Source organism: uncultured Thermosynechococcus sp., from assembly GCF_937958135.1.
In the GTDB taxonomy this organism is placed as follows: domain Bacteria; phylum Cyanobacteriota; class Cyanobacteriia; order Thermosynechococcales; family Thermosynechococcaceae; genus Thermosynechococcus.
This window is the reverse complement of the sequence record NZ_CALGOG010000080.1, coordinates 1-9,336: the sequence shown is the minus strand read 5'-3', so window position 1 is coordinate 9,336 and position 9,336 is coordinate 1. Positions and strand designations below refer to the sequence as shown.

At 53.0% G+C, this 9,336-nt stretch carries 13 protein-coding genes; 9 read left to right on the top strand and 4 right to left on the bottom strand.

The window, feature by feature from the left end:
- The 4 genes from Q0711_RS09800 to Q0711_RS09785 form a co-directional block, all read left to right on the top strand.
- On the top strand, positions 1 to 253 hold a 253-nt coding region (locus Q0711_RS09800; protein ID WP_298617388.1), incomplete at its 5' end, for a hypothetical protein.
- On the top strand, positions 240 to 920 hold the full coding sequence (rsmG, locus tag Q0711_RS09795) for a 16S rRNA (guanine(527)-N(7))-methyltransferase RsmG (protein WP_298617391.1): 681 nt from the start codon (positions 240 to 242) through the stop codon (positions 918 to 920). The genes Q0711_RS09800 and rsmG, both read left to right, overlap by 14 nt.
- Positions 921 to 1,105: 185 nt before the next feature.
- Positions 1,106 to 1,405 (top strand): DUF1816 domain-containing protein, encoded by a 300-nt coding sequence (locus Q0711_RS09790; RefSeq protein ID WP_298617393.1) that lies wholly within the window; start codon positions 1,106 to 1,108, stop codon positions 1,403 to 1,405.
- Between the two features lie 75 nt (positions 1,406 to 1,480).
- Positions 1,481 to 3,766, top strand: coding sequence for a ComEC/Rec2 family competence protein (locus tag Q0711_RS09785; protein WP_298977375.1), 2,286 nt, complete (start codon positions 1,481 to 1,483; stop codon positions 3,764 to 3,766).
- Here the strand turns inward: Q0711_RS09785 and Q0711_RS09780 are convergent.
- The 3 genes from Q0711_RS09780 to Q0711_RS09770 all read right to left on the bottom strand — a co-directional run bounded on the left by Q0711_RS09780 (position 3,763) and on the right by Q0711_RS09770 (position 4,683).
- On the bottom strand, positions 3,763 to 3,960 hold the full coding sequence (locus Q0711_RS09780) for a hypothetical protein (RefSeq protein WP_298617398.1): 198 nt from the start codon (positions 3,958 to 3,960) through the stop codon (positions 3,763 to 3,765). The genes Q0711_RS09785 and Q0711_RS09780 overlap by 4 nt on opposite strands.
- 81 nt (positions 3,961 to 4,041) lie before the next feature.
- On the bottom strand, positions 4,042 to 4,323 hold the full coding sequence (locus tag Q0711_RS09775) for a DUF2973 domain-containing protein (RefSeq protein WP_298614293.1): 282 nt from the start codon (positions 4,321 to 4,323) through the stop codon (positions 4,042 to 4,044).
- Positions 4,324 to 4,359: 36 nt separating this feature from the next.
- Entirely contained in the window at positions 4,360 to 4,683 is a 324-nt protein-coding gene (locus Q0711_RS09770; protein WP_298614295.1) for a DUF2605 domain-containing protein, read from the bottom strand.
- Positions 4,684 to 4,865: 182 nt separating this feature from the next.
- Between Q0711_RS09770 and Q0711_RS09765 the strand changes: the two genes are divergently transcribed.
- Both Q0711_RS09765 and Q0711_RS09760 read left to right on the top strand, forming a co-directional pair.
- The gene (locus tag Q0711_RS09765) at positions 4,866 to 5,402 is read left to right on the top strand and encodes a phycobiliprotein lyase (protein ID WP_298614297.1); all 537 of its coding nucleotides are present in this window, start codon (positions 4,866 to 4,868) and stop codon (positions 5,400 to 5,402) included.
- A complete protein-coding gene (locus Q0711_RS09760) occupies positions 5,402 to 5,755 on the top strand; it encodes a VOC family protein (protein WP_298614299.1) in 354 nt (117 codons plus the stop codon). Before Q0711_RS09765 ends, Q0711_RS09760 begins: the two co-directional genes overlap by 1 nt.
- Here the strand turns inward: Q0711_RS09760 and sfsA are convergent.
- Entirely contained in the window at positions 5,752 to 6,477 is a 726-nt protein-coding gene (sfsA, locus tag Q0711_RS09755) for a DNA/RNA nuclease SfsA (protein ID WP_298614301.1), read from the bottom strand. The genes Q0711_RS09760 and sfsA overlap by 4 nt on opposite strands.
- 345 nt (positions 6,478 to 6,822) lie before the next feature.
- Between sfsA and Q0711_RS09750 the strand changes: the two genes are divergently transcribed.
- The 3 genes from Q0711_RS09750 to Q0711_RS09740 all read left to right on the top strand — a co-directional run.
- Entirely contained in the window at positions 6,823 to 7,158 is a 336-nt protein-coding gene (locus Q0711_RS09750) for a rubredoxin (RefSeq protein WP_298614303.1), read from the top strand.
- Positions 7,148 to 8,188: a photosynthesis system II assembly factor Ycf48 gene (locus Q0711_RS09745; RefSeq protein WP_298977369.1), complete on the top strand. Its 1,041-nt coding sequence runs from the start codon at positions 7,148 to 7,150 to the stop codon at positions 8,186 to 8,188. The genes Q0711_RS09750 and Q0711_RS09745 overlap by 11 nt, the downstream gene beginning before the upstream one ends.
- 114 nt (positions 8,189 to 8,302) lie before the next feature.
- Positions 8,303 to 9,336 (top strand): aromatic ring-hydroxylating dioxygenase subunit alpha (locus tag Q0711_RS09740; RefSeq protein ID WP_299042430.1); only part of this gene is annotated, 1,034 nt, incomplete at its 3' end.

Here is a 9,336-nt window from a genome sequence, read left to right as displayed (position 1 = left end):
AACCGTTAGTGTAGAAGAAGTCACCGAAGCGGCAAAAGCTCTCCTTGCGGCTCTGCAACGGTTTGCAACTGCTCAACTCAAAGCCCTGCCAGCGGATGTCCAAAAAGCCCTTGAAACAGCGATCGCAGAGCTGAAGTCGAATGCCGATACCGTCTCTAGCCATGTAAAAGATTTTGAGGAACGCCTCAAGGCGGCGTGGGAGGTGCTAACGGCAAAGAAAGAGTTGCCCAGTGGTGGTGATGGCGAGTCTTAACACGCTATTGCTTGAGCAATTCCCTTGGCAGGAGACCCTCCGGTGGCAACCCACACCCCAGCAGCAGGAACAGTTCCAACGCTTTTATAGAGCCATCCTCGCCGCTAACCAACGGATCAACCTCACCCGCATTACTGCGGTCAGTGATTTCTGGGAAAAGCACCTTTGGGATTCGTTACGGGGGATTTTGCCGTGGCTACAGTCCGGTGGAGGCACGCCGTGGGGAACAAAGATTCAACGGGTTATTGATATTGGCAGTGGGGGTGGTTTTCCGGGAGTACCGGTGGCGATCGCCCGCCCCGATTGGTCAGTGACCCTCCTTGAAGCTACCCAAAAGAAAGTCAAGTTTTTGCACTCTCTCCATTCAGCGGTTGGTTTGGTCAACATTTATCCAGAATGGGGACGGGCAGAAGCCCATCAGGATCGCTATGATCTAGCCTTAATTCGCGCCGTCGGTGATGTCAGGCGTTGTTGTGCCTATGGTCTGCCCCGACTGCGGTCGGGGGGCATTCTAGTCCTGTACCGAGGTCAGTGGAGCGATGAGGAGGCTCGGCATTTAGAAACCCTCTTGCCGCGATATTGCAGTCAACGACTGGACGTTCAGGCGTTTACGACCCCCTTGAGCCGTGCCCAGCGCCACTGCATCTATATTCAGCGTCAGGGTTGAATTCGCACCTCATGACTTGTCCTCGGGGGGAGTCTTGATGTAAATAAATATGACAATTAATGGTTTGGAATTTTCGCCATACACATTTCAGGGGGGATCAGTTATACACAAATAGAGAGCAAACCAAGACACGCATTGAATTGATTGGTTGGGGCAATTTGGCAAGTCTCGGAGGAAAACTGTCAATGTTTGGTGATAATAATAAGGGTCTTACAAGCTGGCTCGCGGATCTCGTCAATGGGATAGGTTTGGCATGGTGGGTCAAAATAGAGACGAAAACCCCCCCCTGCACCTACTACTTTGGCCCTTTTCTGACGCCCATGGAGGCAGAAAGAGAGAAGGATGGCTACATTGAGGACTTGAAGGCTGAGGGAGCAGAGGGAATCGAGGTCAGTGTGGTGCGCTGCCGTCCTGAGGAACTGACCATTGATGCCGAAAAAAAGACGCGGATGCCCCTTAGCGTCGGCATGACGAATGTGATCTAAAGAGTAAAAAACTGGCGGCATAACTCCTAAATGTTGTCCTAAATATTTCCACTGAACGTCAACCCCACCTAGGCTATGTTCAGGATTACCAAAGCAGATGCCATTCTCTGGGCGATCGCCTTTATTGTGGGGTGTGTCTTCAGTCTCTTTCAGTGGGGTTGGCTGGGAGTCTTGGCGCTGGGGGGAGTGCTCTACGGGGGGCGCCGCTGGGGGGGCAAGGTTTGGCTACGACTGCCTGCGAGTCAAAGTTTTGCGATCGCCACTGTGGTTGCCCTCTTGGCGATGGCCTATGGGTGGCTGCGCACGCCCCAGCCGGGGGTGAATGATATCAGTCGTTTAGTGCCGCGTCTTGAGGCTCTGAATCTACCGCCAACAGTGCTTGTCGAGGGTTGGGTTGAAACCACCCCACTACCTAATCGCCTCGGACGACAACGTTTTTTTCTAGGGGTGGAGCGCTATCAAAATCTCAGTGAGGTACCCGCCCAAAGTGGGGTTCTGCAGGGGAGAGCCAGTGGCCGCCTTTACGTGACGCTTCCAGCAGAGCAAGGGGCAAAGCTATATCCCAGCCAGCGGATTCAGATCTCAGGGCGGCTCTATCTTCCCCGCGCCGGGGGCAATGAATTTTTTCGTGCCTTTAACTTTCGGCGGCAGCTTCAGTTGCAGCAAACCTTTGCCGGCTTAGCAGGCAATAGGGTCACGATTTTGGATCGGGGATCACCGTGGGGGCTGTGGGCACTGCGGCAGCGAATTGTCCAAGTCCATGCCCAAGGTTTGGGCGATCGCTATGGGGCTGTGGTCTCGGCAATGGTGCTGGGCAGCCGGGCGGTGGCGATTCCCTTTGAGGTGCGCGATAGCTTTCGGCAAGTGGGGCTATCCCATGCGCTGGCGGCCTCGGGGTTTCATACGGCTATTCTGTTAGCGGTTGTCTTGGCGCTGACACGTCCTTTGCCGCAGCAGTGGCGCTACGGTTTGGGGGCTGGGGTCTTGGTGCTCTTTGCCTGTTTAAGTGGGTTTGCCCCCTCAGCGGTTCGGGCTGTGCTCATGGGCTTGGCGGGGTTAGTGGCTCTAGTGAATGGTCAAAAGGGGCAACCCCTTGTAATCCTGCTGGCGATCGCCACTGTCATGCTGATTTACAACCCCCTGTGGATTGAGGACATTGGCTTTCAGTTAAGCTTCTTGGCCACCTTGGGCTTAATTGTCAGTGCCCAACCCATCGGCGATCGCCTCGATTGGTTGCCAACGCCTCTGCGTAATCTAATTGCTGTGCCCTTAGCCGCCACCCTCTGGGTTCTCCCCCTCTCCCTGGCTATCTTTGGCATTTTTCCTGTGTATGGTCTGCTGGCCAATGTCGTTGCCAATCTGCCCCTTGTCCTGTTGACGGTTGGCGGCTTTATCAGTGCAATGATTGGCCTCCTCGTTCCTCCTGTGGGCTCCGCCCTTGCCTGGCTCCTCTACTACCCCACGGCCTTTCTCCTGTGGCTTATCCAAGCTATTGGCCAGTTGCCGGCAGCAACAATTGCCCTTGGCAGCTTGAGCTGGCTCCAAGTTGTAGTCCTCTATGGCCTGATTATTCTTGTGTGGCTGAGTCCTCGCTGGCGGCGGCACTGGTTTTTGCTGTTCACTCTTGGCATCACCCTTGTTCTGGTGCCCTTTGTTCTGCGCCAAAACACCCTCTTTCAAGCCACTGTTCTTGCCAATACACAAGTTCCGACACTTGTAATTCAGCAACCCGCAGGGACAGTGGTGATCAATGGGGGCGATGCCCAGGGGCTAACGGCTTTCTTGGCTCAAGAGGGTATTAACCGTATTGATTGGGCAGTGGCCAGCGATCGCCAGTATCGTCAACAGCGGGGCTGGCGCGACATTCATCGAATCGCCCCGATTCGCCAATTTACAGATGTGCCAACGGCCAAGAGTGATCCTGCCTACCGTGAAATGTTGGCCACCCTCAAGGTGCCCTATCAAGCGTTGCCCCTGCGGCAACCCGTTCAACTGGGTCAAGTGAAAATCACTGTCTTGCGCTCAGATCCCGCAATCTTAGCGCTGCAGATGGGTAGTAGTCGTTGGCTCTTTGTCACTGATCCCAGTGGTGATGCGGCACAAACCGATTGGCTGGCCGTGACACCCGTGGAGCCGCCCCAGGTTCTCTGGTGGTGGGGGCGCAAATTAACGCCACGCCTCTTTGAGATTGTCAAGCCCCGCAGTGTCATTCTCAGTCGCAATGCCCTTGAGCCGGCGATCGCTAACTACCTCAAGCAGAAACAAATTCCCTATTTTGTGGTTGGAGAAACAGGAGAAGTGCGCTGGCAGGCCAATGGCTCCCTGCGGGCAAATGCCCCCCAAAACGATGGCTTGATTTAGCTCTCCCTGTGCCGCAGGCATACAAGCATAGTGGAGTAGCCATAGCGCTGTGGTTGCTGCCGGAGGGGACGAAACCCTGCCCTGACAATACCGGCCTCGGCACCCGCGATCGCCCGTACAATCAAAGTTTCAAAGTTTTCCCCGATGGGGGTTTGCCAATCAGCAAGACCTCCGTTGCCGGCAACTGCCGCCATGCCTTAGCCAAGACCTCTGCTAGGGTCGCTGCATCCCCCTGAAACCATCGGCTCAGGAGCTGCCCATATTGGCCTAAAAACCTAGGCTTGGCTTTCTCCACGCTGGTCGTCGCCATAGCTAGGGGATTCGCGGTAGATTGCATCCAGTTGGGCGCGGGCATCCTCCACACTCAGGGAGCGCATCACCAACAGGGGTTCATCAATGAGGTGACCCTCGCTGTCTAAGAGTTCTGGATGGGTCACCCGTTGCGGTGAGAATTGCCGTTGCGATTCAATACCGAGAGTCAACAAACTACGAATTAGATTGGCCATAGCCAGTAGTGCCAAGACCGTAAAAGTAACAATATAAATCAACTGCAACATGAAGAGAGCACCTCCGAGCCAAGCGCCGAGAATGGTTTAAGCGTCACAAGATTTCGATAAGCGATAGTGGTGGGCAACCTGCCAGCACTCCATCAACAGCGTATGCCACTGCATTAACACCTGCGTATCAACCCCCACTTGGCCGTCCGTTGCCCGAAAGAGGCTTTGGGTAGCAATCACATCATTGAGGGCGGTCTCTACTCGTTCAAGGAGAGCCTGCTGTTCTGCTACCCCTAGAAAGGGAATCACTTCTGTCTTCAGTAGCGAGCGCGATCGCGTGAACCAGTACTGAAAGTCTTCAAGTAGTGGCTCCAGCAAGACCTTAAGCAGTTGAGGTTCAGGTAAATTTGAGTGCAGCATAGGGGTGGATAAGGGCAACCTACTTCTATCTTAAATCTTAAACTCTTTTACATATCGTTACATTGTTAATTTTCGACCGCTCTTGCCTCGGCGCGATTGTTTGGAAGGAATTAAAAAGACGGTGTACCCTAAAAAAAGACTAAAAAATACCGATCTAGCCCCCATTCGTAGTGTGCATAGGTATGGACATCCGCGACTTTTTTGCCCAAAGTGCTGGCCGCTGGTTCTCCCAGCGCACGAGTCATCACTTGGCCTTTAAGCAAACCGAGTCAGGCAAGTCTCAGTTAACCATTGAGTTACTGTCTGTAGATGATCCTGCGGTCATTGCCCTGTGTCAGCAATACAACATCGATCCGGCTTGGGCAGTGTGCGGCGCACGGGTCAGCTGGGACGGCACCATGGAATGGGACAGCGAAAAGCACGAAGGCTCAACGGTACTGGTGCCAATTATGGATCAGGGGTCGCGGACAGAAGGCAAGCTCCTGCGGGAAATGGGCTATGCCGAAAAGGCGCCGGTTGCCGGTCGCTTCAGTATGGGCAGTGATGGTGCCCTCACACTGATTACCGAATACGAAACCATGTATTCCGAAGAGCGGCTCTGGTTTGCCAGCCCCAATCTACGCCTGCGCACCAGCATTCTCAAGCGCTTTGGGGGCTTTAGTATGGCCTCCTTCTGTTCCGAAATTCGCCTAGGGGTGACGCAACCTGCTAATTCTTGATGGTCTTTCTGCACGTTGCCATCAACGTCACGGATTTGGAGCGAGCTGCCGCCTTTTATGAGGGGGTGCTGGGGCTTACCCCAATTGAGCGTTCCCTAAAATTTGCCGGCCGTTGGTATCAAGTGGGTAGCGCGCAAATTCATCTGATCCAAGCCGAGAAAGTAGTGGATAGCCGTCAAGATGAGCGGTGGGGACGCAATCCCCACTTTGCCCTTGGCGTAAGCGATTTAGCCGGTCTTGAGCAACGCTTAACCGCAGCCCAGATTCCCTTTCAGCGCAGTGCTTCAGGACGAGCAGCCATTTTTGTGGCAGATCCCGACGGCAACTTGATTGAATTCGGTCAACTCTCCTAGAGGACAAGCTTAGCAGTGCCCAAAAACTGAATGCCCCTTGGCTCAACGGCAAAGCGATAGGGCAAAATTTCTACCCCTTGGTTGTAAGCGGCACGTAGGAGTTGTCCATAGGTAGGATCGGCACTGTCCCCCGGTGCAAAGCGATCGCAATCGCCGCGATTAATAAAGTAGAGCACACACACCCGTGTTTGTGGCTCGGTTTGCCGTAGCCGTTGCAGTTCCCGCAGATGCTTTTGGCCTCGAATCGTCACCGTATCAGGAAACAGGGCTAAGCCCCCTTGTGCCCAAGTGGTATTTTTCACCTCAACATAGGCAGGAGGCTGCTGGGGATGGTCCGTCAGGTAAAAGTCAATGCGGCTGCGCTCTTGACCATAGGCCACCTCTCGCTGCTGAGTGCCGTAGCCCGCCAGTTCCGGTAGAATTCCTGCTGCTAAAGCTGAGGCAATTACCCGATTGGGCAAATTTGTATTTACCCCCACCCAAGTGCCATTGACAAAAATCATCTCCCATGTATAAGCCAGCTTGCGTTTAGGATCAGCATGGTAGGAGACCTGCACGGGTGCACCCACTTGGCAAATCCCTGTCATTGGCCCGGTATTCGGACAGTGAGCCGTAATGCGATCGCCAGAGGTCAACTCAATCTCGGCAAAAAATCGCTGATAGCGACGACAGAGAATCCCCTCCTGTAGGGGTGGATAGTGCCAACATAAAGTAGAACTCACAGGCAACAAATGGAAAGCGCAAACTTTTTTCTACCTTTAATAGTAAAACGCCAGCCTCCCTTGCTCATGCGGAAGCCGGCATTCTACGAAGTATTAAGGGAGATTTAAGGTTAAGGTCTGTATAGGCTGACCTCAATTGAACACTTCTATCATGGCGTTTCTTTTTGAGGGGGCTTACTTTCCTAATCTTTTCTTTATATTTCTGTTACAGTAGTCTAATCTTTTGTTACACGCCTTAGACTTTCGCAGTATTGTCCTGAAAACTCGCCTGTCGTTGTCACGAGAAACGCCCCTAAATCCCGTAACATTAAGATGTATGTCGCAAATCTTAAAAATTTCTGAGGTATGACCGCCGAAACCCCTGATGTTGCCCCTTTGGATCGGTTTGAGTGCCGTGCCTGCGGCTACATCTATGAACCCTCAAAGGGCGATGAAAATCGTTCGATTCCGCCGGGAACTGCCTTTGCCGATCTCCCCCTAAACTGGCGGTGTCCAGTGTGCAGTGCTCCCAAAAAGCAATTTAGCAACATTGGACCTGTAGGATCTCCCTCGGGTTTCAAGGAAAATCTCAACTATGGCTTCGGGGTGAATCGCCTCACTCCGGGTCAGAAAAATATCCTCATCTTTGGTGGTCTTGCCCTTGCCGTTCTTTTTCTACTGAGTTTCTATAATGTTCGCTAAACGAATTGACATTTATTGGCAAAAAATGAAAGGATTCAAGTTCCTGCATTGGCTCCTGGTGACCGTTCTCCTCTGGGTAAAGCTCAGTGCCTCTGCCCTCGCCATTCCAGCCTTGGACTACAACCCTTGGGAAGCGCTCCAACTGCCAACGACCGCAACGGTTCTCGACATGAGCTTTATTGACCGCAATCACGGTTGGTTGGTGGGGACTAATGCCACACTGATGGAAACACACGACGGTGGTCAAACTTGGGAACCGCGCACGCTGGTTTTAGATAATCCAGACTATCGCTTCAACAGCATTAGCTTTCAAGGAAACGAGGGTTGGATTGTCGGTGAGCCGCCAATTATGCTCCACACAACGGATGGTGGCCAATCTTGGCGCCAAATTCCCCTCAATCCTAAACTCCCTGGCTCCCCCCGCTTTATTAAAGCGTTGGGTAACGGCGCTGCGGAAATGATGACCGATGTGGGCGCCATTTACCGTACCAAAGATAGCGGCAAAAACTGGCAAGCATTAGTCCAAGAAGCCATTGGTGTTATGCGCAACCTCAACCGTTCGCCCTCTGGTGAGTATGTGGCTGTTTCCTCACGGGGGAGCTTTTATTCCACTTGGGAGCCGGGACAAAGGGCGTGGAAACCCCACAATCGCACCACCTCCCGTCGTGTCCACAACATGGGCTTTACCCCCGATGGTCGCCTCTGGATGATTGTCAATGGCGGTAAAATTGCTTTCTCTGATCCAGAAAATTCGGAGAACTGGGGAGAACTCCTGAGTCCGCTGCGTCGTAATAGTGTAGGCTTTCTTGATCTGGCCTATCGCACACCCAATGAAATATGGCTGGGGGGGGGTGCCGGGGTACTGTTGTGTAGCCAAGATGGTGGGCAAACGTGGCAGCAGGATGTGGATGTGAAAAAAGTCCCCTCCAACTTTTATAAAATTCTCTTCTTTGGTCCCGATCAAGGGTTCATTCTTGGTCAAAAGGGAATCTTGCTGCGGTATGTCACTAACTTGACTGCGGCTACGTGAAGCAGAGAAAAAGTTATCTAGAATCCAAACTTTCGGGGGCGATCGCTAAAACCCCAAGCGGTGTGCCCCCTTCCCCTTTTGAATGTTCTGCCCAGCATCTGGTACGATGGCGCCATGAATTCCAGCAGCACTTCATTCTCCCTCCATGAGGGGAGCAACTTTCTACGTAATATCTGGTACTATGGCCTGCCAGCCGCTGACCTCAAGCCGGGTCAGTGTCAAGCCAAAGTACTCTTGGGGGAACCCATCCTGTTTTGTCGGACTACTTCAGGGAAGCCCTTTGCCCTGCGCAATCTTTGCCCCCACCGGGGGATTCCCCTGCACTATGGTCGCTTCGATGGGGAAGAGGTGGAGTGCCCCTACCATGGTTGGCGCTTTAATGCCCACGGCCACTGTACGTTGATTCCCTCCCTCACGAGTGATAGCGATGTGGATCTCAAGCACTTTGGGGTGTTGAGCTATCCGGTGCGGGAGGTGCAGGGTAATCTCTGGATTTTTTTTCCCGCCAATGAGCGCAATGTCGGCGACCCCACCTTAGAAGTCCCCTTAGTTCCCGGATTTAGTGCCGAGACCCAACCCCAAGCGGTGCAAAAATTTATTTTTCCGGGACATCTTGACCAAGTGTTTATTAACTTTATGGATCCCTCCCATGCGCCCTTTGTGCATAGGGCGTGGTGGTGGCGCAAGCGGGGCAAACTCTTTGAGAAGGCCAAAACCTTTGATCCGTCGCCCTACGGGTTTACCATGCGGCGGCATCCCCTGCTGCGCAAATCTTGGGCGCACCATCTTTTGGGCGGTCACCCTGAGGTGGAAATTATCTATCGGCTACCGGGGATTCGCATCGAAACGAATTATAGCGATCGCCACACCTTTTGTTTTCTGATTACCCTCACCCCCATCAATGACCAGGAAACAGAACTTACGGCCACGTACTACTGGACATTTCCATGGCTTGCCCCCCTCAAGCCATTGTTGGCTCCCTTGGCACGGGAATTTCTTAACCAAGATTTGCGCATCATTGCCAAGCAAAGTGAAGGCTTAAAGTACAAGCCACCGTTGACCCTGATTAAGGAAGCAGATTACCAAGCCAAGTGGTACTACCAGATCAAGCGGGAGTACGAAAAAGCTACCCAAGAGGGACGCGAATT

Coding starts and splice junctions, on each gene's coding strand:
- Q0711_RS09760 (WP_298614299.1), top strand. CDS start 5,402: ATGGTCTTTCTGCACGTTGCCATCAACGTCACGGATTTGGAGCGAGCT.
- Q0711_RS09775 (WP_298614293.1), bottom strand. CDS start 4,323: ATGTTGCAGTTGATTTATATTGTTACTTTTACGGTCTTGGCACTACTG.
- rsmG (WP_298617391.1), top strand. CDS start 240: ATGGCGAGTCTTAACACGCTATTGCTTGAGCAATTCCCTTGGCAGGAG.
- Q0711_RS09770 (WP_298614295.1), bottom strand. CDS start 4,683: ATGCTGCACTCAAATTTACCTGAACCTCAACTGCTTAAGGTCTTGCTG.
- Q0711_RS09745 (WP_298977369.1), top strand. CDS start 7,148: ATGTTCGCTAAACGAATTGACATTTATTGGCAAAAAATGAAAGGATTC.
- Q0711_RS09790 (WP_298617393.1), top strand. CDS start 1,106: ATGTTTGGTGATAATAATAAGGGTCTTACAAGCTGGCTCGCGGATCTC.
- Q0711_RS09785 (WP_298977375.1), top strand. CDS start 1,481: ATGTTCAGGATTACCAAAGCAGATGCCATTCTCTGGGCGATCGCCTTT.
- Q0711_RS09750 (WP_298614303.1), top strand. CDS start 6,823: ATGACCGCCGAAACCCCTGATGTTGCCCCTTTGGATCGGTTTGAGTGC.
- Q0711_RS09780 (WP_298617398.1), bottom strand. CDS start 3,960: ATGGCGGCAGTTGCCGGCAACGGAGGTCTTGCTGATTGGCAAACCCCC.
- Q0711_RS09765 (WP_298614297.1), top strand. CDS start 4,866: ATGGACATCCGCGACTTTTTTGCCCAAAGTGCTGGCCGCTGGTTCTCC.